Annotated in this window: 21 protein-coding genes and 2 pseudogenes; 4 read left to right on the forward strand and 19 right to left on the reverse strand. The window is 42.7% G+C overall.

The annotated features are described in order from the left end of the window. The first annotated feature begins 638 nt into the window (after positions 1-638). Together rsgA and AC3WU2_RS30335 are read left to right on the forward strand one after the other, a co-directional pair. Positions 639-1,712, forward strand: coding sequence for a ribosome small subunit-dependent GTPase A (gene rsgA / locus AC3WU2_RS30330; RefSeq protein WP_492458555.1), 1,074 nt, complete (start codon positions 639-641; stop codon positions 1,710-1,712). Further along, a complete protein-coding gene (locus AC3WU2_RS30335) occupies positions 1,709-2,725 on the forward strand; it encodes a phosphotransferase (protein WP_492458556.1) in 1,017 nt (338 codons plus the stop codon). The genes rsgA and AC3WU2_RS30335 overlap by 4 nt, the downstream gene beginning before the upstream one ends. Before the next feature lie 336 nt (positions 2,726-3,061). Here AC3WU2_RS30335 and AC3WU2_RS30340 read toward each other — a convergent pair whose 3' ends face one another. The 7 genes from AC3WU2_RS30340 to AC3WU2_RS30370 all read right to left on the reverse strand — a co-directional run bounded on the left by AC3WU2_RS30340 (position 3,062) and on the right by AC3WU2_RS30370 (position 8,884). Continuing rightward, positions 3,062-3,529, reverse strand: coding sequence for a GNAT family N-acetyltransferase (locus tag AC3WU2_RS30340; protein ID WP_492458557.1), 468 nt, complete (start codon positions 3,527-3,529; stop codon positions 3,062-3,064). A 184-nt stretch (positions 3,530-3,713) separates the two neighbouring features. Continuing rightward, the gene (locus tag AC3WU2_RS30345; RefSeq protein WP_492458558.1) at positions 3,714-4,172 is read right to left on the reverse strand and encodes a hypothetical protein; all 459 of its coding nucleotides are present in this window, start codon (positions 4,170-4,172) and stop codon (positions 3,714-3,716) included. 248 nt (positions 4,173-4,420) lie between these two features. Then, a complete protein-coding gene (locus tag AC3WU2_RS30350) occupies positions 4,421-4,927 on the reverse strand; it encodes a UPF0158 family protein (protein WP_492458559.1) in 507 nt (168 codons plus the stop codon). A gap of 137 nt (positions 4,928-5,064) precedes the next feature. Continuing rightward, a complete protein-coding gene (locus AC3WU2_RS30355) occupies positions 5,065-5,475 on the reverse strand; it encodes a VOC family protein (RefSeq protein WP_492458560.1) in 411 nt (136 codons plus the stop codon). A gap of 222 nt (positions 5,476-5,697) precedes the next feature. Continuing rightward, the gene (locus tag AC3WU2_RS30360) at positions 5,698-6,243 is read right to left on the reverse strand and encodes a hypothetical protein (protein WP_492458561.1); all 546 of its coding nucleotides are present in this window, start codon (positions 6,241-6,243) and stop codon (positions 5,698-5,700) included. Positions 6,244-7,725: 1,482 nt separating this feature from the next. Then, complete coding sequence (locus tag AC3WU2_RS30365) at positions 7,726-8,190, reverse strand: VOC family protein (protein ID WP_492458562.1); 465 nt, start codon at positions 8,188-8,190, stop codon at positions 7,726-7,728. A 109-nt stretch (positions 8,191-8,299) separates the two neighbouring features. Continuing rightward, on the reverse strand, positions 8,300-8,884 hold the full coding sequence (locus AC3WU2_RS30370) for a histidine phosphatase family protein (protein ID WP_492458563.1): 585 nt from the start codon (positions 8,882-8,884) through the stop codon (positions 8,300-8,302). A gap of 135 nt (positions 8,885-9,019) precedes the next feature. Here AC3WU2_RS30370 and AC3WU2_RS30375 point away from each other — a divergent pair. Continuing rightward, positions 9,020-9,240 (forward strand): annotated as a pseudogene (locus AC3WU2_RS30375) (aldo/keto reductase); the annotation flags it as partial. A 386-nt stretch (positions 9,241-9,626) separates the two neighbouring features. Here the strand turns inward: AC3WU2_RS30375 and AC3WU2_RS30380 are convergent. Both AC3WU2_RS30380 and AC3WU2_RS30385 read right to left on the reverse strand, forming a co-directional pair. Continuing rightward, on the reverse strand, positions 9,627-10,532 hold the full coding sequence (locus AC3WU2_RS30380) for a chitosanase (RefSeq protein WP_492458564.1): 906 nt from the start codon (positions 10,530-10,532) through the stop codon (positions 9,627-9,629). A gap of 257 nt (positions 10,533-10,789) precedes the next feature. Further along, positions 10,790-10,894 (reverse strand): annotated as a pseudogene (locus tag AC3WU2_RS30385) (cell wall hydrolase); the annotation flags it as partial. A gap of 93 nt (positions 10,895-10,987) precedes the next feature. On the opposite strand from AC3WU2_RS30385, the gene AC3WU2_RS30390 reads away from it, so the two are divergent. After that, entirely contained in the window at positions 10,988-11,443 is a 456-nt protein-coding gene (locus AC3WU2_RS30390; protein ID WP_492458565.1) for a VOC family protein, read from the forward strand. A 140-nt stretch (positions 11,444-11,583) separates the two neighbouring features. Here AC3WU2_RS30390 and AC3WU2_RS30395 read toward each other — a convergent pair whose 3' ends face one another. The 10 genes from AC3WU2_RS30395 to AC3WU2_RS30440 all read right to left on the reverse strand — a co-directional run bounded on the left by AC3WU2_RS30395 (position 11,584) and on the right by AC3WU2_RS30440 (position 19,908). After that, positions 11,584-12,039 carry a DUF5360 family protein gene (locus tag AC3WU2_RS30395; RefSeq protein ID WP_492458566.1) on the reverse strand — a complete coding sequence of 152 codons (456 nt, stop codon included), beginning with the start codon at positions 12,037-12,039 and terminating at the stop codon, positions 11,584-11,586. Beyond that, complete coding sequence (locus tag AC3WU2_RS30400) at positions 12,036-12,428, reverse strand: DMT family transporter (protein WP_492458567.1); 393 nt, start codon at positions 12,426-12,428, stop codon at positions 12,036-12,038. Before AC3WU2_RS30400 ends, AC3WU2_RS30395 begins: the two co-directional genes overlap by 4 nt. Before the next feature lie 4 nt (positions 12,429-12,432). Next, positions 12,433-12,972, reverse strand: coding sequence for a TetR/AcrR family transcriptional regulator (locus AC3WU2_RS30405; RefSeq protein WP_492458568.1), 540 nt, complete (start codon positions 12,970-12,972; stop codon positions 12,433-12,435). Positions 12,973-13,209: 237 nt separating this feature from the next. Further along, on the reverse strand, positions 13,210-13,626 hold the full coding sequence (locus AC3WU2_RS30410) for an EVE domain-containing protein (protein WP_492458575.1): 417 nt from the start codon (positions 13,624-13,626) through the stop codon (positions 13,210-13,212). 15 nt (positions 13,627-13,641) lie between these two features. After that, on the reverse strand, positions 13,642-14,082 hold the full coding sequence (locus AC3WU2_RS30415) for an SRPBCC family protein (RefSeq protein ID WP_492458569.1): 441 nt from the start codon (positions 14,080-14,082) through the stop codon (positions 13,642-13,644). Positions 14,083-14,512: 430 nt separating this feature from the next. After that, the gene (locus AC3WU2_RS30420) at positions 14,513-15,046 is read right to left on the reverse strand and encodes a hypothetical protein (protein WP_492458570.1); all 534 of its coding nucleotides are present in this window, start codon (positions 15,044-15,046) and stop codon (positions 14,513-14,515) included. A 1,250-nt stretch (positions 15,047-16,296) separates the two neighbouring features. After that, positions 16,297-17,400: a hypothetical protein gene (locus AC3WU2_RS30425; RefSeq protein WP_492458571.1), complete on the reverse strand. Its 1,104-nt coding sequence runs from the start codon at positions 17,398-17,400 to the stop codon at positions 16,297-16,299. A gap of 84 nt (positions 17,401-17,484) precedes the next feature. Next, positions 17,485-18,564, reverse strand: coding sequence for a sensor histidine kinase (locus tag AC3WU2_RS30430; protein WP_492458572.1), 1,080 nt, complete (start codon positions 18,562-18,564; stop codon positions 17,485-17,487). Positions 18,565-18,568: 4 nt separating this feature from the next. Continuing rightward, positions 18,569-19,279 (reverse strand): response regulator transcription factor, encoded by a 711-nt coding sequence (locus AC3WU2_RS30435; RefSeq protein WP_492458573.1) that lies wholly within the window; start codon positions 19,277-19,279, stop codon positions 18,569-18,571. A gap of 275 nt (positions 19,280-19,554) precedes the next feature. Then, positions 19,555-19,908 carry a hypothetical protein gene (locus AC3WU2_RS30440; RefSeq protein ID WP_492458574.1) on the reverse strand — a complete coding sequence of 118 codons (354 nt, stop codon included), beginning with the start codon at positions 19,906-19,908 and terminating at the stop codon, positions 19,555-19,557. Positions 19,909-20,164: the final 256 nt, after the last annotated feature.

Raw genomic sequence — 20,164 nt, forward strand, 5'->3', positions numbered from 1 at the left:
GGAGTCCTTTTATTTCTCAAACCTCGTATTTCTTCATAATAGGAATGCTGCCCGTTAGCGCAACGCGGCTGCCGATCTATGCCGGCAGCCGCGTCTTCGTTATTTATTAATCTATAGAGTTTCCTGTTAGTTGAATGATTAATTACGAGTATTTAATGAGATTTTTTCGATTTCTGCAATCAGCAGGTACTTTCTCTCGCACTCCACTACGATTAAAGAATGGGTTATCGGAGCATCGAGAGAGCTGTAAATAAGCTAATTCTATGTGATAAATTGTAGGATAATTCACGGTTAACCTTATCCGGCATTGATTTTTTTTCCAAAAAAGGTTATTTTATAGACAGCTTAGCGATAAGCAAGTTCCTGACACGAAGGGAGATGTTTTTAATGGCAACTACTTATATGGTGGTTTGGTCTTAAAACTGAATAGCTGGCATACGCGAAAAAAGCGGGAAAACGCCCGTATTATTTGGTATGCCATCCAAAGTAACCTTTCGTGAATATTGCTGTTTGCAGATACGATGAAGGTCGTATCTTTTTTGCGTCCTGATGCCGCGCGACAGCAGCTTCTTTAGAGGCTGCTTGTCCGTGGCATTTTTGCGTCCAAAAAACAACATTAAAGGAGCTAACGAAAAAACATGATGGATTTGAAAACCTATGGCTACACAGAAATAGAATCAATTCCCGACGGATTATTGCGCGGCAGGGTGACGGAGCTTCGGCGCGAGCGCTTCACGGTCATGACCGAGCGCGGCGAAGTAACGGCGGTGCTCAAAGGAACGTTCTATCACAGCTCGGAAACGCGCGTAGACTTTCCGTGCGTCGGTGATTTTGTCTTGCTGTACTACAACGAGAGCGGAGATTCTCTCATCGTTACGGTACTGCCCCGCCGCTCCAAGTTCTCACGCGCGGATTACTCAGGGCATGCCGCAGGCTATGCCAAAACCGTGCTGGAACAAGTCGTTGCAACTAACTTTGACTATGTGTTTATCCTTTCTTCTCTGAATTGGGATTTCAACGTTACCCGCATCATGCGGTACCTGACACAAACCAGGCAGAGCGGCAGCCAGCCGGTCGTCATTCTGACCAAGGCTGATCTCGTTGAAGATTATTATCTCCCGCTCGCAGATGTCACACAAAGTATCCCTTATGTGCCGGTTCACGCAATCTGCAGTCATACAGGCCTAGGGCTGAACGAACTCGTTCCCTACTTGATGCCTGGTAAAACAGTCGTCTTTCTCGGCATGTCCGGCGTCGGTAAATCGTCTCTACTCAATGCGTTGATAGAACAGGACGTAATGAAGGTTCAGGCGATCCGGGAAGGCGATAGCCGGGGGCGGCATACGACAACGCACCGTCAGCTGTTCATGCTCCCCTCCGGTACGATGGTCATCGATACGCCGGGTATGCGTGAGCTTGGGCTTTTTGATGCCAACGAAGGCATACGCGCAAGCTTTACCGATGTGGAGGCATGGTTCCCTCAATGCCGATTTACGGATTGCCGCCATCAGGCCGATCCGGGCTGTGCCGTTCTCGCCGCACTTGCTGACGGTTCGTTGCCGCGTGAACGGTGGGAGCATTATATTGCCCAGCAGCATGAGAACAAGTATGTCCAGGATAAAACGAGCTACCTCATCGACAAGAGGGCGAGAAACAAAACGACGGCCATGTGGAACAAGCAAACGAAGAAAAATGGAGGTTGGAAGAAATGAATATTAAATTAGAAACGCTAATCTATGCCTTAAGCCAACGGTGCAAGAAGGATATCATCTCGGCCGACTGCCAAACCTTGCCATTACAGGGCGGAACTGTGGGAAATGTATACCTGGTATCGGGGATCGCCGATACCGCGGATGGCGAAAAATTGCCGTACCGTATCGTGCTGAAAATCCAGAAGAAATGGGAGCGTTACGGCGATCCGGGTTCATGGCGCCGGGAATATGATCTCTATGCGTCTGACTTGGGAGCAACGTTCTCGGATGCCATCCGCTGGCCGACATGTTATCACGCCGAGATCAATGCCGAAGAAAATGAATTCCAGCTGTGGCTGGAATATATTGATGGCGTAACCGGTTTAGACTTGACCGGTGACATGTATGAACAGGCTGCGCTGGAGTTAGGACGCTATCAAGGCAAGTTGTATGCGGATCAGCCCGCTGTGCTGCAGAGCCTGACCAACCTAAGTCATGCGGATTTCATGAAGAATAAGTATCTGCATTACCGGTCATGGCCGGTCGTCTACGATTATATACGCTCGGAGGACTGCGAATTCCCGCAGCACTTGCGGCAAATGCTCATCGACATCGATGAGCACGCAGACGAGATACTTGCCCGCATTGAAAAATTGCCTCTCGTGCTATGCCACCGGGACTTCTGGGTGACCAATCTAATCTATGCTGACGGGAAAATCGTGCTCATCGACTGGGATACATCTGGATGGGGCTACCTGGGCGAGGACCTCGCAAGCCTGATCGCGGATGAAGCGGATATCGATCACATGGTCGAATACTACCAGCGATGTGTCCCCGCGTATTACAAAGCCTTTTCGGAGTATGCAGTTGTACCCCCTATCGCTGATCATTGCGTCTACGAGCTGATCCTTCTCGTATTCGGGTACAGGCTTGTGGAGGGGTATCTCCACACAGAGGATGATGACGAGAAGACGAAGCTTGTCCATACGCTCCAAAAAATCTATGAAATGAAGACCAGCCCTGCACAGGGTTGACTCTAAAAAAAGAACTCCGAAAACCCTTGAATGTAGTGGGTTTTCGGAGTTTCTTTCATACTCCCATTCGATCGTCGCCGGCGGCTTTCTCGTGGTGTCGTAGAAGACGTGGGGCATTCCAGTCGGTGAATTAACGGAATTGACAAACGTTTACGGCGTCACATCGGAAGCTCCGAAAGAAAACTCGCCGTTAGACACAGGACGGTGAACCGTATCTTATTTTCAAATATTATGGCTGCGCTAACCTGCCAGTTAGCGTAACGCGGCTACCGATCGATGCCGGCAGCCGCATCTTAGTTGTTTATTAAGCTATAGTGTCCCCGTAAGCTCAAAAGGCTATAGGACATACTCAGCGTATACTTCACCAGAAGGGTGGGAATTCCCTGTTTCAACAAAACCTAGTGATGAATATAGATTTTTCGCAACAAGGTTCTCTGGCTTATATGTAAGTTCAACGACCCTCGCTTCTCCATAAGGAGATGCTCTAGAAAATTCTATAGCTTTTATCATGGCTTCTTTGCCATACCCTTTGCCCTGATATCGCCCATCAATCATCATTTTAAAAACTCCGTAACTGCTGTAATCGAAATTTCCATTTCCATCGTCATAATACATCATCATAAAGCCGACCATCTTATCGTCTTTATAAATCGCAAATGTAATAATGATCTGACCCTCTTTTGAGGAAATATATGCTTCTGCGAGTGCATGTTGATTGGAGGAAATAAAGTTTTTCTGTTCCTCTGTAACTTGCAGCTCAATACATTCAATAAAGTTGTCCCACGTTATCTCTCTAAATTCCACTAATCAATCCCTCCAGGAAGTCTATTCTAATTCCTAATATAATTCTACAGATATTGGAAGCATCCTGCCCGTTAGCGCAACGACGGCAGCCGATCGTTCTGGCCGGCTTCCGTCGTGTCATCATTGAGCTATAGTGTCCCGTTAGCGGAGTGAACAAATGGTTCATCGTCTAAATAGTACACGGTTACCTTGCCTTTAATTTTTGGTTTAATTGTACGGCTTCGGTTAAATTATTTGCTGGATAGCTGACAACAGAAGTACCACCTTCATTTAAAATTAAAAGTTCCTCTCTGTTGAATTCTAATGAGATTTCTGTCATATCCGAATTTATATAAGCAGTCCCAATAAGGGTGCGCGTAGTGTTTTCATAAGTTATAATCTGGAAACCATTCGCGATTATAGTATGCTTAAATATAGTCCCCCCGACGTTCAGTGTTCCAAGAAATGTATTTTCACTTTTATCATAGGTACCATCGAGCTGGATGGGAATTGTCTTATGAATTTGAGTTTCAACGTTATATGCAATAGCATTGCCTGTTATTTTGATCGACCTTGTTGGTGATGAGAGGAACAAGTAAACAACACCCAAACTTATCAAAATGCCTAATGCAATGCACATCAGATAAAATCTTATTTTATTCACTGTAACCCCCTTAAGAATTAATCCAATCAAGTTGTATGGTCATTTACAAAATGTAACATTTTAGTGTATTCAATGATATAGTCTTAATGTCTTGTATTGCGTAATTCTGCCCGTTTCTTCATTGAAAAAGAGGAGCTGCATCGCTGCAAGCTCCTCCACTATCGTTCTGGAATGATTATTTAAGTAATCTACCCTTTAGCGTAACCCATGTGTATTATTCAAATAATGTGTTGGAAATGGTACGAATTTTATGCCTGGATTTCAATATCATGATCCTTGCACCATTCAATTACAAAATCCTTTATCTTAGTTTCCTTGTATTTATACCATTGTTTATCGACACCATGTTCAATAATCCCATCTTTAAATCTTCGGAATGCACCTCTTCCTTGGATAGCTTCATACAGATCTTCTCGGATATCTCCATCTTCTAAAGTCCCAATAAAATCCTCTATGATTTCATATTCATTGAAGTCGTTTTTTAACGTAAAATCAACGTAAACCCCGTCTTCATCTTCAATAATCCTTATTGCTCTTTCAATGTTCTCCCTTTGCCATTCAGGGAACTTATCGAGTGGCTTTTCATCTTCTGCAGCACTATATTCCTCTCTCGTTAATGTTATAACTTCACCTGTTGTAATATTTATAAATGTAAAAGTATCATCTATTTGCATTTCGATCTCATCAACAAGATCATCCAATTTAACTGGTTTCTTCGCATGCATATTCGCTTTCGCACCTTCTTTTGTATTCATTAATAAACTTCTTATCCAAATAAACAAAACAATCTACCTAATCGGTTACTTCAAAAAAATTAATATACTCGTCCACACTCTAGTGTCCCGTTAGCTTAATTATCTTTCTATATCATCGATATACTTTAACCGTTGACTTAATCACTTCCACCAAAGACAATGACATATCCATCCAGGTCCTTAACAGCAAAATGTTTCCACTGACTATTTCCCATGGGTGCTATTCTTGGTTCGTATGCAATTATCGCTCCCTTTGACCTAAATTCATTATACAATTGTCCAACCCCGTCAAAATTGCTATAAAAATAAGAATCCCATCCAATAGTTTGCTCGTCCCCGGTTGGTTTATCTGGCTTTGGATTAGGGCGAACGTCTTCCGGCTTAATAGCTTGTTGAAGGATAAAGCCAAGATTATTACCGCGTTCGGCATGTCCCCATCCGTCAACTTGGAATCCTAGTACATCTTGATAATACGTTCTTGCTTTTTCGAAATCCGAAACTAATCTTACTTGTAGGAAATTCTTAAGATAAGCAATCTCATTACTCAAGGGAACAACCACCTTTATTTTTGGTTTGTTTCCCTCTCAGTATAAGGAACATTTGTTCTTGTGTAAAGTTTTTCCTTTTTAGTAAACTGCCCGTTAGTTGAGCAAAGTTCAATGACTCAATCTTTTGCAGCCCAGTGACAAATAATAGAGGCTTAGCAATTGCTAAGCCTCTATTATGGTTTTTTATAATATCCCTTTAAACTACACCTGCTGATTTAACTATCAAGATTTGTTTGTATCACTGTTTTTAACTCTTACGTAATTCTGTAGTGGTTCGTAAGTTACGCTATATCCCAGACTTTCGAACACATCACGCACAGGAATTTGTAACCCTAAATGTGATGCAATTGACGGTTTATTCATTGTTTTTACAACATCCCCAATACCAAAATTCTTCGTACCTTCCTCAAAAGAATAACTCGTCAAGTTATCGAATGTTACTTTTGTTTTTGTATAATTTGTCTCTATGGTCATACTATAAAGATCAACATCCAACGTATTCATTAAATCAGTAACATTCATATAAGCAGTGTTGTTAACTAACGTTGCATCAAAATCAACAATTCCTTTGTGCTCAGTATCAACATACACTTTTAATGTATTTGTAGTGTTGTTAACTAAAGTTGAATTGATATCATAAACCCCTTTATTCTCGGCATCATCATACACTTTTAGAGAATTTGTACCCTCGGCAGATACACTATTTACAATAAATAATGAAAAAACAGTCGTCAGGATTAATGCGAACAGGTTTTTATTTTTTTTCATTTCAAACCCTCCTTTTTTTTGTGCTATCAGTCTGGCACATCTACATACTGTGATGTCACAATATCTAACCGCCAAGTGAATGTTATTGAATAATTACATAGAACTCAGGGTTAAGCGAACGACCTGTTTATACGATCTATCCACACTTCAACACTAATTATTTATTCGGCATTATAATGGAAATTCCCTCCTATATCTACAATAAATATTCTTTTTTATTTCCTTTTTGAAATTTCTCATTCAACTAAACTGCCAGTTAGCGTAGTAAAGGCTGCCGGATCAAATTGCCGACAGCCTTGCTGTAGTTTATTGTACTATCGTGTCCCGTTAGTGAAGTCTTTATATTTTTTCTTTCATCTTATCTTAAAAGAGTGCCACCTTGATGGTGTTGGGTTTAACCCGTTGACAGACCCATCATACCGAAGCGCTCCTTTTTTTCAAAGTCCATTTCTTAGGACTAACAGGAATGTTTAGCTTAATAAATTTTACATTTCCGGGGATCACGGGACTGTATAGAAGTTCTTGTCCTAATACGGCTTAGTATAGAGGTTCTTGTCTTTAGCACACGACAAGAACTTCTATACAAAAAATAAAAAAACCGCAGTTAATGCGGCTTTCGTTGTATAGATGTTCTTGTTGTCCGACAGGATTGTGTCACAATCATGTGCTTTATTATTTGTCGTTGTTTTTCTCATTTCCATTTTTCTCGTAAAAAAACCAGCTGCTCCAAGTTGAAGCGTGCTGGTTTTCATTCGCGTGATCAAATAAATCGGCAATTGCCAACAGATCGACTCCCTCACGAAGGTATAGATTTCCAATCATTTAAGGCAGAATAATGTTAGTTCCACCGAATTGATCATAGAAAAGAGATGTTTTGTATTTCTCATAACTATACTCTCTAGAGAAACATGATATTTTACAAAACCAACTGAAGGTCATTTTCATTTCCTCACATAAGTAATGAATAATTTCTTTATCTCGATAAAGAACATTACCAGTATTAAGCGGTAAATTAGCCACTGTCTTCTCCGTGAAGCCATGCATCCAGTCTTTCCACTCACCTATTACCGCACCTTTACTCCTTATTTGCGTAAAACAAAAAAACCAGCTAATAATTGTCAAGCATTTCAACTTGGTTAAGTAATAGAATACAGATATACTTTTCTGAACAGCACAAATAACCTTCATTGGCGTGATGGTTATGGATAAATATGGTTTTTTGAAGCTTTGTAGGGCTCGATTTTACAAAGGATGGCGTACACGTGATGGAGAAGCTTGTTGGCGCAAGCTATCACGACCACTTTGTAAGGCTTGCCCTCTTTCCTTTTCTTGTCGTAGTATTCACTTATCCTGCGATTCGGTTTGCACCTAGATTTCCTCATCTTTCCTCTATTAGTACATTGAGCTAAACTGCCCGTTTAGCGGAATAATCCGTTAACTTCAGACGGTTGGAACTTCAATGAATTACTACTTCAGTTCTTATTAATTTTGTGATTTTTCGGACTTTATCATTTCATTCCATTCACTTAAATAAATTGCATATCCCAAATTTTTAGGTTCAGACGGCAACCATGAAATAAACTCTAATTCGTTACCATCAGGATCGTTAAAATAAATAGCTGCCGCAGGCATCCATGAATGTACAATTGGCTCAATTGGTTCTTTTCCAAAAGCTTTTATGGGTTCAAGCCCTCTTTCTCTTAGCCAGTCAATTGAATCCTTTAATAAATCCAAATCAGTCCCAAAAGCAAAATGTCTTTTGCTAACATCACTTCCCTTTGGAACTTCCCAAAGACCAAGTAATTGACGTTCCTTTCCAATATAAAAAAATGCAATTCTTCTTTCCTCAATTAATAGTGAAAGTTCCAGTCCCAACTTGTTATAAAATTCAATAGATGCATTCAAATCTTTAACTTGTAAATGAGTCTCGTATAGATTCTTAATCATAGCTCTGCTCCTTATTCGTGAAAAATTTAACTATGCTGAGGGAATTGAACAGGTTGCCTGTATGCTGTCAACCTGTGCGTAATATAGCTATCGTATCCAATAGCTTAATTCACATTTGCTGAAGATGCTTGGAACAGTTATATAATTGACATGCCCAATGGTTGTTAATGTAAGTTAGAATCGTTAAAGAGGTATTTTCTATATACGTTTTTTTGAACTGTTGCGGCAAAAGGTGTTGCAATGACAAACCAATCAATGCCCCATGACTCACAATTAAAATTCTTTTATCAGCATGTTCTACAATCTGTTCTTCGAGAAAGCTTTGTCCACGCTTGGCGACCATTTGAAAATCTTCCATACCAAGGTTTTGCTCACGCCAATTAACACCCCAACGACTGATGCGTTCTTTCTCGGTAGTACCCTCAATTAGCCCGCAATTAATTTCTCTGATACGTTCATCAGTGAATACCGTGGGCACTCCCAAAGAGTTCCGAATAATTTCAGCCGTTTGCATAGCTCTCGTTAGATTACTGGAGAAAATAATGTCCCATTCTTCTTCCAAAAGTCTATTCGCCAATGCTTTAGCTTGATTAATCCCTTCTTCGTTAAGAGGATTATCGGATATACCTTGAGCCTTTCCAAGATTATTCCAGTCAGTCACACCGTGCCTGATAAGCCCTAATTTGGTTGCCATTCCTGCCCCCCAAAATGAATTCTGAATTTCCAGTTTAATTCCTATTCTAATAGTACCATATATTGTAACTATCCTGCCCGTTCGTATTATGAGGTCAACAGATCTTTCTGGTGGACCTCATTTTTGTGTGGTCGTGCTCAAGTGGTTTTACGTTGGTTGACGCAAAGAGAAGTTGTTGTGATACCAAAGTCTGTTCGAAAGAAAGAATTGTGGAAAACTTCAACATCTTTGATTTTGAATTAAGCCAACAGGATATGGAATCAATTGCTACGTTAGATACGCAAGAGAGCCTGCTCTTTTCACATCGAGACCCTGCAATGGTAAAATGGATTGGTGAACGTAAAATTGATATCTAAATATCCGTCCTTCCCCTAAAATAAGTAGCAGGTGCACATAGGCCATCAATTTTCCTGCTGCCGATGATCATATCATAAAAATAACAGCCGCATAATTAGCAGTTTCTAATGTTACTTTGTTTTTGTCACCCGACAATAAATGTCGACTGTCAACTAAGTTTATATACAGCAGATAACCTTGCAATCTCATTTATATTAGCCATACTGTTTTTTTTAGATTATAACATGATGAACATATTTATCTTATTTCTCAAATTTAACGAGGTGTGTTGCAAAAAAATATAACCCGCCACAAGGACGGGTTATATGGCGAAGACAGCTTTATTATTCAACTAATATATAAGCGTTTTAACTTTAAGGTGTTTTTATAAACATAATTATTAAATTTATTTCATTTCCCAACTTGTTACCTTGACGATGGCATCATCTGCACCTTTCAAATCTGTTTCGCCTTGGCTCAATAAAGTACTCCACTGCTTAACACGATTCTTCCCGTTAGGAGGTTGGTTGTAATCATTTGTATCTACAATCAAGGTACGCCTCGCGTAAAAATTAGTCATAAATGTCTTTTCATTCGTGCTGCTTCCGGACTTCGATAGAAGACCTTCAAGACTATTAGAATCGCCTGTAGCTCCATGATTCAAGGCTGCATCAACGAATGATCCAATGGTTAGTGCGGTTTTAAAGCCCCGTTTATTGGCTTGCTCAACACTGTATTTAATATAGACATTGTAGAAGGTCTTCCACATCGCTTCTCTCCACTCCGGATCGTTTTGCAGCGTATTAATTTTCTTAATGAATACACTATCACTGTCTTTGATAACCAAGATAGAGCCATTCATGGAGCCATTAACGCCAATCCGCTTCAGAGCACCGCTAACGGATGGATTGGTTGCTCCTTTTGCGCGGTCATATTCAATCAAGAGTGCTGGTGCATCCGGTCCGGTATCATTTGGACCACCTGTAGTTGCCCCAAATATACCGATAGTAAAGCCGCGTTTATCAGTTAGTCTCTCACAATATCCATAATATTTGATCCAATTCAGGTCGTCCTGCTCCGGTTTGTTAATCAGTTTCATGATATTGTTCCATTGTTCACCATCAAGCCCTGTTTTTGATTGTAGAAATTGAAGAGTTGCCGGAGAAAAATTATCATTGGGATTCGCTGCCGCATAACTTTTTGTTTGGAGTGGACTCGCGTATAGGCTAATACCAATGATAAAGCTCAATACGACCAATAAGGAAAATTTTAATTTCTTAGAACTTCTCTTCGTCTTTAACAAATGAATCACTCCTCATTAAAATTTAAGCGCTTTAACTTTTGGGTTTAAAATTACCTCCTCATTTGGGAATATTCAACATCAAAGCAAATAATTCCTTTTAAATTATACGAGTTACAAAAATATAATATTATTACATAATATGGTACTTATTCAGGTGTGCTGACTGGATAGAGAGACTACGGCGGCTTCGGCTTCGTCCTAAGTATTTGGCTGGCCAAAGCCTGATCGTACAAACCATGTTGCAACGCTTCGAACGCAAGCGTTTAATATATCATTTGGGGAATGGGTCGGAGTTCTTTAAAATCGGAGCAATTCGTTCTTACTAGGTTAATGCCGACATTTCCAACAAGGAGCATGCCCATTTCGCCTTCACAATATTGAATTTACGAGGCAAGGATTCCCAACCTATAACTAAAGATGTATAATAAAGTCGAATCATCATTGATTATACTTGGAGGTATTGTATGCAATTACTAGGATTTTATCATGTAGGCATTGTCGTTTCTAATTTGGAGAAAGCCGTCTCTTTTTACCGCGATATCTTAGGTCTAGAGATAATCGTTGGACCGACCGATCCCTTTGAAGGAGAGGAAATTTCTCAAGGGCTTGGCGTTCCCGATACTCGACTGCGTGTGGCGTACTTAAAATCGGAAGAGAATGTCATCCAATTAATGGAGTTTGAAGCGCCGAAGTCTCCTGTAGAGGCACCGCTTCCGTTACATTCTTTAACAACGACGCACTTCGGCTTCTATGTTAAGGATCTGGAACAAACAAAACAAGAACTGGAGTCTAAAGGAATTGAGTTCTTCTCTCCGATCAATATTGTACCAGACTCTCTCACAACGGTGATTAATGCTCGCAAATGGGTAATCTTCCGCGACCCAGACGGAGTCATTATCGAATTAGTTGAAAAATTATAACGTAGGTGCTTGAATACCCCGACCTTTTCGGGCCCCGCATGAACGGATTTAATCAGCATTTGATGAACATGTACATACGAAAGACTAAGGAGCTGCTTGTGCAGCTCCTTTTTAATTTTGGTAGGAGCCCAGCTTTTACTTCAAGCAGTCCATGGAATCAGAACTATTTCAATATCATTTGATAATTTTCGAGAGAATAAATTGCCAATGAAACCTTTGCGGACCAGCCCAGGAATAAATACCAACGGATATATCAGCAGGAACAGATTAGGAATCCACCACGTAAGGTCATAATCCCCTTTGATAACCCAGAATGCAATGGCTTGAAGTCCTGAACAGGAAGTAAGAACCAGTGAGATCAGTACCAGCGGCAGCCATCGTGCATTGGACTTTCGATAATAATAAAGACTCAGTAACCCTGTTGCCGAGATCATGACATCAAGAGGGAAAAAAGACCAGTTCCAGGTCACAAGCAGCTTGTTATTGTAATCCTGATACGCATAACTTGGAGGAATCAAATGAAAGTAGGTCACAAACCAATATACAAGAAACGCTATATCCGTAAATAAAAGTAATCCCCTTAGTCTACCGCTCATCTGTACCACTCCTTTTGAACGGTTGTATGTATCGTGTGATCTTGCTGGCTTGTGCTCTCCTCTTTTCCATGACTGCTACTCCCTAAATTCAAGCCCACCACACCTACGATGATCAGCAGCATAGAAATGAGTTTTAAAGTTGTTAACTGTTCTCCAAAAAGCACCCAGCCAACGCCTACCACAAGGGCGGTTCCCATTCCAGACCAAATGGCATATGCAACGCTTACAGGGATTCCCTTTAATGCTATGTTCAATATGGACAGACTGAGCAGATAAAAGATCACCATCAGTATGGATGGTACTAACTTCGTAAACCCCATCGATAGCTTCATAAATGTAGTACCTGCCACTTCAGACGCTATTGCAAGCATCAGCAATAACCAAGGCATTCCATCACCTCATCCTTATCCCATGTATCATGATATCTACCATTTCATGCAGGGCTTCCCTAAGCGTTAATCCGGTCTGATGTACAGATGCTTGCTCCATCAGTCGGTTCAAACCTCCAATATATAACTGTATAAAAAGAGCCCTATTAAACGTCCCCAACAGGCCTTCAGCCTGACCCTCTGCAACGATTTGGTCTACTCCGTCCCATTGCTCTTCCATGAAAATATTCAGGTATTCCCATACCTCGGAGTAATAACGCTGCAACTCGTACAGACGCTTGATATCAAAAAACTGAAAATCCTGCGGAAGCAGTACGAGCAAAGCCTTTAATTTATCCATTGTGTTCAATGTCTGATCATGGATAATAGCCTGCTCCCGCTCTTTGATTTCATCAATCGCCTGCTGTACCAAATCACGAATCAGTTCTACCTTGGAGGAATAATACTCGTAGATGGTTTTCGTGCTTACACCGCATTGCCTAGCCATATCCGCCATAGTGAAGCGAAAGCCTGATTTGAAAATTTCTTGTTTTGCATGCAGCATGATTTTTTGCCTCAAGTTTGAATTCAACTCCAATCTGTAAAACGAGGAAAATATTATGTTTTATATATTTTCCTCATCGAAGGCTTCAAAAAGACGGCCGGAGACTTCCACTTCCGCTTATGCATACCAATTGGGTATATAACCGATGCTTCGGCGTATTTCTCTTTGCCATGCATTCGTCACTTGACACAACAAAAATCCGGGGCTTTGTTCTGCGTCACTAATTCCGAATCCACTTCAGCACTCCAGCATGGCGCCTGCAATCGTCAGGAAGTCCTCGCGCCCGATCTCAAAATGGCCGGAGCGGAACAAATACCCATAATGCCGATTGCCTCTTGTGAGGCTGAGCTGATCCAGCAGGCTGACGATCTTTACTTCTTTACTTCGAGTATACCGGATATTTCGCCGGAAAGGTACAAAGGATTCGGACATCCGGTATTCGTAGACCGAGTCATCCTTAACCTGTCCGATCGCGGTAAAGGCCCGAAGCGGCTCTCCTTCCGCGAAATCTGTGCGCGGCGAATAGTAAAAAAGCCAGTCGCCCGTCTTCATTTTCCGCAAGGTGGCCGACTTGCCATGGCAGAGTTGGGCGAACCCGCCCTCAACTCCCCTGCTCACGTGGAAAGCCGATACGACACCGATCCAGTACCGGATTGCTCATCCTGCACCTTAGTTTGCATGGCTTCGCTCTATTTCCAGGGCAAACGCAACAAGCCCTTCTATCGTATGCGGGATACCTTCCACCATGCTAGCCCCGATCTGCGGCCCCAAGTGATCTGCGTTCGGACCCGAGATTGTTACTTTATGGGTAACGCTAGTCCCCTCGGCCGTTTCACGCAACACATGCGTAAAAGCAATTTCAATACCCGCTCCGGGTATTGCGGTTACATCGGAAAATCCTTGTAAAGGCTCAACCTCAATGAGTTGAAAAGCAAGCTTTTCTTGTCCCTCCGGCTGCAGCAGTCCCTTTGTGCCTACGGCAAACGGTCCTTCCAACGAAGCATGTTCAATGCCTTTGTCCCAAGACGTCCAAGTGGAAATATCGCTGTAAAGATTCCAAATCGTTTCTGCCTTCGCTTTTGTCGTTACCGTGTGTTCAAATGTCCACATTGTGATTCACCTCATATTTAGTATTTGTATTTATTATTTACATTCATTACTTAGATTCCCTATACTTATGGAGCCCCGGACTAGTACTTTATTTTCTTCGGACATTTTGTATCGCCCCGACTTTCGGAAAGATTCACCAAAATCTATAACGCCGTTTAGTACAAGCGACGGGTACGCTCTCGTACGTGCAAAAATAGATCATTAGATGGTTACAACTTCCATACAAACACATTCACTTTATAATAACGTTTTTGTGTGATTGAATCGATTGTAAAAATCATTTAACACCTAAATTTTCAGAAAAACCCAATAAAGATAGGGGTTCTGGGTTTTTCCGAATCACACACAACGTACTTAAGTGTGATTCGGAACGGTCGTTACACATAATAATGCCGGTAATTGGAAACGAAATCTAGCCTATGAGCTGTTTTTACACGTATGTCAGCTGTACCCGATACTGGAATGACACGGCTGCCAGCAATGTTGTTATACCCCATAAAAGAAAGCCGCCATATACAAGGATGCAGACCCAAAGATGCATATCTCCTATTTCTGCATGACGAAGAAGATTCAAGCCAGCGGATCCAAAATAAGTGAATGCCGTACCGCCTAGCCATGCCGGCAAAAGTATCAACCGGCGATCTATTTTTCTCCCCCAGGATTGTACCAATGATAGTCCAAGCAGTGAGGCTATACAGGCAAGAAGAGTGGTGATATCGATCCCGTTTTTATAAAGGAAATATATGACAGGATCCCCCGATTGCATAGAAATGTGCAGCTCTGAAACGCCTTTAACAGACCAACCCAGAGTGATTCCGAATGCCCACAGAGTTTTCAGTACAGCATAAGGCAGTAATACTGCAGCCGCCGTATATCCCCATACCTTTGAGGAAAGCCATCGGTTTCTCTTCCTATTCATCTTGCTCTCTTCCTTATCCATTGTTGCCGTTCTCATGTTCATCATCTTCCCCTCCTACACAACCTGATCAATTTATCATAGAAAAGAAATTTAATTGCTGAATGAGCCCTTTATCGAAATTAGCGGAGTTAAAACTTATCGCCAGTACCAGCGGCACATATTAGAGTCCGCCTGTGCAGCCATCATTACAACCGCCACTTTGGATACTATGAAGACTCCGTTACCATAGGGGTTTTCCCCCGTCAGGCAATCCCATATTTTGCGCAGAAAGAACGTAATGGCTCGACTTGGGTTCCCACTCATGACCTTAATTGAACTCATTGTTCAATGGCTTATCGCCTTGGATTTCTTCGGACGGAACTTGATTCCGAATATGCGAGAAGTAGGGAGTATTTAGACGGTGTATCCCCAGATGTTGCATTCCATCCCTAGTCATTCAGGTTCAGGCAGTATAGCTTTTAACCATATCGATCAGAACTTGCGCGGCTTGATTCTACACCATCTTCGACTCCTCCACGCTTTACCGCCATGCTATTATTCCCTCTTCCTTTCGGATTCAGGTTAGGCGTTGTTCTCAACGTATTTCCAAGGACGTTGGCCCGGTGACCGAACAATTCTTATTGTGCACGACATGGCGCACAGTCCCTAGCAACCTAGCTATCCGTTCTGAACTTAGGTGCTTCCTCTAGACCTGTGAGCTGAATTCCGTCATGGTCCGGCATAGCGTATTTCATAAAAAAAAATTTATTTTACGCCACTCACCCCATCGTGTGATGGTCCGTATGTTTCCATACGTTCTAACATTAGACCGTACATTCGGAAGTTCGTCAGTTCCTACACTTGAACATTCTCACCGTATCCAGCTTTTCAGCCGCGGCATATCCGTTGGTATCCTGAACTTCATACCCCAAGTCCTGTCAGACATGACGCATGCAGGAGTTGGCGGAATGGTTTCGGGAAACATGGTTCCGTCATTCCCATCCTCGGTTGCAAAGTTAAGATTACTGATTAATCTCCTGCTTTTCACGCTATAGTGCTTATGGCAGAACTTGTCGTACTTTTCCGTTAGCTTAGCAAACGAAACTTTGTCGTACTCCGATAACGTTATACTTTGCGCAATATTAACGACTCTTTCAATAATCGACTCGAAGCACTTGCAAGCGTATTAGGATGAATTCTGTAATCACTTCAACCGCCGCGAGGTAAAGAGCCAGCTATTCAACCGACTAGCCCAATGTTGCGTCTTGTCAAAAACCATAACCTATCCTGAGTTAGTTGGATAATCAAATTTTATTCTAATTTAGACCGCAATGATGGCAGCGCCCTTGCCTCCGGTAATAATAGAAAATCGTAGCGAGCCCCAGCGCGATTCCCCAAATCGGAAACAGCAGGAGCGGCGTTGATGCTCCCCAATTCTGTAAATTGCTAAAAGAGAAATCGAGGACAACTCCAGTGCCGGTAACTGTAAACAGAATAGAGACAAACCCGGCAGGAACGATGGCCAGAGCAGGAGGGACGCGCTTCCCGACCATAAACGGAATCCAACGGGGGAAGACTTCTCCCCAAGGTTTTATAAGCCCGTGTATAAGCATGGCGCCGCTGATCGATACCAGGGCAAGGCCCGCTCCAGCCCATACCGCGCCTGAATCCTGAAGGCTTTGATAAAATTCCTTTGTAACCCCTAAAGGAATTCCAAGCAGCCAGGCTATGCGGGTGATATCGTAGTAAGCCGGAGCAAGGATCGCCACATAAGTTATCCACCTTCCCCACTGGACCGCGGAATCGGAAGTCATCCAACGGATCGCATCGCTTTTACGTCCGCAATAGCTGCAAGCGTTAATGGACTTCCGTTGGAAGGACAATGCCGTTCCCGCCCATAGCCAACCGCCCGCAATGCTAATGAGTTGGTTGATCACCGGCCATGTGATGTGATCGAAATAATAATGTACCGGTAACTTGAAAAAAATCGCCCCAATCAAGCTAATGGGCGTGTAAGCCACTGTAACAAGCAAGCGGCTATCCGGGATTACGAAGCAGAGAATCGTTGCAGCGCTCCAGGCATAAAGGATCAGGATCCCTCGGATAAAACCTCGCGCTTTGTACTTGCATATGAAAAGCGCTATCACGCCAAGAAAACAGAGAATAGCGATAACGCACCCTGCGGCCTCGGCTGTGGCGTGTCTTAAGAACAGATTTTGCGCATGCGGGTCGTTCTCCATGCCGAATGGAAAGGCTGAGCCTCCAAGCGACCAATACAATCCCAGCACGCCATAGATGAGCGTCCAAACAATCGCTGCGTGCCGGACCCATTCCGGCCAACGCCTCCACCAGCGTAATTTTGAAGCCTTCGACCCAATCTTCACGGGATGGGATGCAGTATTCCAATTTACGGGATCCATAAAAGATCACAACTCCTTTTACAACGTTTCCTTTAGTATAGGGAGTGCAAGTAAACTGGAGGTAAACGGAAAACAAACTTCACACTAACTTTGCGCTAGTGGCAACCTGATCGAAAGTGAAGTTCCTTCGTTTGGCTTGCTGGTGACAATCAAATCTCCGCTATGGGCTTCAATTAGTTGCCTTGCAATGGACAGTCCAAGACCCGAACGTTCGGAGGATGTTACGGTCGAATCGTTTTTATCAAGCGTTTGGCTGAATCCGATCCCATTGTCTTCAATCCGGATCTCCGACTCCCGGTCATGAAGCTGTGAAATACGAACTGCGATCCTAGTGCCTTCAGGATTATGGACAACGGCGTTGACGAGCAAATTGCGGATTGCGCGCGTCAGCAGCTTCGGATCGCAAGATCCCGGAATTTGACCAGGCTCCGCATCCATCATGAAATGGTGACCGGTCGCCCAAGGCGCGCTGCTGACATCCGCCACTGTCCTGCGTACAAGTTCAACGATATCCATTTCCACGGCTTTTAAAGGGATTTGTCCCTGAATCGTTTCATTGAGATCCTGCACCAGCTCTTGCAGATGAGCCGCTTTCTGCTGAATGATGGACAGGAATTCCTTCTGTTCCGTTTCACTCCACTGATACTCCGCATTGATCAGCATTGTGGAATAACCGGATATGTAGGTTAGCGGTGTTTTTAAATCGTGCGATATCCCCCGAATCCATTCTTGTTTCGCTTGTTCCGACTCCTGCAGCTCCTTCTCGTTTCTTTGGAGCGTGTTCGCAAGCATCTGCAGATGCTCGAACAATTCCTTGTAGACTGCATACGGAATTTTCAACTTTCCGCTTTTGCGGGAGTGGATCTCATCCCAGCGTACAGGCAAATCGTGTTGGCCTCTTGCGAGACGTCTGATCCAAACAATGATGAAATAAACGGGTTTCCCCAGGTACCAGCCGATTAGTAGCAGGGTTAGAAGAAAAAGGATGGAGCACAAGACCAGCACATAAATTTGATCGCTGCTTAAACCATTCGTTAAAGCGTTCTGGTTCGTAACCCCTTGCGGCCAAAAAAACTGGACCGTCATGGCCGTGGTCATTTGCATAAAAACAAACAAGAAAAAGAAAGCCAGCAGTTGCAACGCGATACGAAGCATAAAGTTCATTGTCTTAACCTCCCATGGGCGGAACGAACTTATAACCGATCCCTCTCAGCGTAACGATCAGTTGGGGGTCGGCCGGATCGACTTCCAGCTTCTTTCTGAGTCTGGAGATATGAATGACGACCGTCTTCTCATCTCCCAGCACCATGGTGCCCCACACTTGCTCGTATAATTGCTGGGCTGTGAATACCCGATTCGGGTGTTTGCAAAAGTAGAGCAGAAGTTCAAGTTCTTTGGCCGGACAAGGCGTATCCACATTGCCCACGATCAGTTGCCCGGTTGTTCGATTAACCGTAAACGCACTGTACTGATATACATCCTCGGCGCTTAAACCGTCGGACGCATACAAAGAGCTCCGTCTTAAATGAGCCTGAATCCGTGCAATAACCTCCATCGGGTTGAACGGCTTGGTTACATAATCGTCTCCGCCAAGGTACAGACCCTGAAGCTTATCCAAGTCGCTGGAGCGAGCGGTTAGGAATAGAATGGGGGTTTTTATGATTTTACGTAGCTCCACGCATAAAGAAAATCCATCCATATCCGGAAGCATGACATCCAGAACAATCATATCGAACCGTGTCGTTTGCACAGCCAGGAGCGCTTCAGCAGCTGAACCGGCTTTTGTAATATGGATATACCCTTCTTTTCGAAGAAGATTCTCCAGCATAATCAGTATACCTTCTTCGTCATCGACCACTAATATCGCTTCATTCCGCACGATTCCAGCCTCCTCTGAAATAAAAAACATTTGAAGTCCGCGAAAATAAGTATACCTCTGCGAGGAATCCTAGCATAGACAAAAAGCAAACATCCCTTTAAAGCAGAGGGATGCTTGTTTTTTATGCGTTCGTTTTATTTGGCGACCTCCCTAGTCTTTATTGAGCTATCGTGTCCCATTAGCATAATCATTACAATCTCGATGTCACGGTTTATTGCTGATGTACAAAGCAAATTCAGTTTTTGGGGCAGGCAACTTTATAGAACTAGAGTTCTTCATTGAATCACATCCGCCGTCGGCAATGTAATGTACACGGCATCAATTTCACTTTTTTCATCAATTAATGCTTTTGCAACTCTATGTCCCCCATCAATTAATTGTCCATCTGAACATAATAATATGGGATACTCCATGTTTGCGTTGATAATCCGCTGACAATGAAACGCAACATTGCGTATAGTTGGAATTGGTGTACTCCTACTATCTGTAAACCAACAATCCTGATCAAGTTCCTTTATAAAATCAATCTTGATTTTATGAACGGGTAAGTTCTTAGATAACTCCCATAATTTCTCTACATCCCAGAAATGTTGCCTTCCATCAATTATCCTTCCGTGCTTATGTTTCATTCGTGAAAGTAACTCTCCCACAATAATCACCTCAGTTTTTCATAATAATTAATGACACGATAGGGAATCGTGATCGGAGATAAACCCTTCCCTTCATCAGTTACTTAGTTATTCAGGATTTGGATTCCTTTTTCCTGCTATTACGCGCTATCCTGCCCGTTAGTGAAACGCGGCTGCCGATCTATGCCGGCAGCCGCGTTTTAGTTATTTATTAAGCTATCGTGTCCCGTTAGCATTCCTGTAGATGGATTAATTT

Source organism: Paenibacillus sp. EB106-05-06-XG162 (assembly GCF_058791655.1).

Coding starts and splice junctions, on each gene's coding strand:
- AC3WU2_RS30420 (WP_492458570.1), bottom strand. CDS start 15,046: ATGATGAACATGAGAACGGCAACAATGGATAAGGAAGAGAGCAAGATG.
- AC3WU2_RS30335 (WP_492458556.1), top strand. CDS start 1,709: ATGAATATTAAATTAGAAACGCTAATCTATGCCTTAAGCCAACGGTGC.
- AC3WU2_RS30415 (WP_492458569.1), bottom strand. CDS start 14,082: ATGTGGACATTTGAACACACGGTAACGACAAAAGCGAAGGCAGAAACG.
- rsgA (WP_492458555.1), top strand. CDS start 639: ATGATGGATTTGAAAACCTATGGCTACACAGAAATAGAATCAATTCCC.
- AC3WU2_RS30390 (WP_492458565.1), top strand. CDS start 10,988: ATGCAATTACTAGGATTTTATCATGTAGGCATTGTCGTTTCTAATTTG.
- AC3WU2_RS30365 (WP_492458562.1), bottom strand. CDS start 8,190: ATGATTAAGAATCTATACGAGACTCATTTACAAGTTAAAGATTTGAAT.
- AC3WU2_RS30425 (WP_492458571.1), bottom strand. CDS start 17,400: ATGGATCCCGTAAATTGGAATACTGCATCCCATCCCGTGAAGATTGGG.
- AC3WU2_RS30395 (WP_492458566.1), bottom strand. CDS start 12,039: ATGAGCGGTAGACTAAGGGGATTACTTTTATTTACGGATATAGCGTTT.
- AC3WU2_RS30405 (WP_492458568.1), bottom strand. CDS start 12,972: ATGCTGCATGCAAAACAAGAAATTTTCAAATCAGGCTTTCGCTTCACT.
- AC3WU2_RS30370 (WP_492458563.1), bottom strand. CDS start 8,884: ATGGCAACCAAATTAGGGCTTATCAGGCACGGTGTGACTGACTGGAAT.
- AC3WU2_RS30440 (WP_492458574.1), bottom strand. CDS start 19,908: ATGAAACATAAGCACGGAAGGATAATTGATGGAAGGCAACATTTCTGG.
- AC3WU2_RS30360 (WP_492458561.1), bottom strand. CDS start 6,243: ATGAAAAAAAATAAAAACCTGTTCGCATTAATCCTGACGACTGTTTTT.
- AC3WU2_RS30400 (WP_492458567.1), bottom strand. CDS start 12,428: ATGCCTTGGTTATTGCTGATGCTTGCAATAGCGTCTGAAGTGGCAGGT.
- AC3WU2_RS30350 (WP_492458559.1), bottom strand. CDS start 4,927: ATGAATACAAAAGAAGGTGCGAAAGCGAATATGCATGCGAAGAAACCA.
- AC3WU2_RS30430 (WP_492458572.1), bottom strand. CDS start 18,564: ATGAACTTTATGCTTCGTATCGCGTTGCAACTGCTGGCTTTCTTTTTC.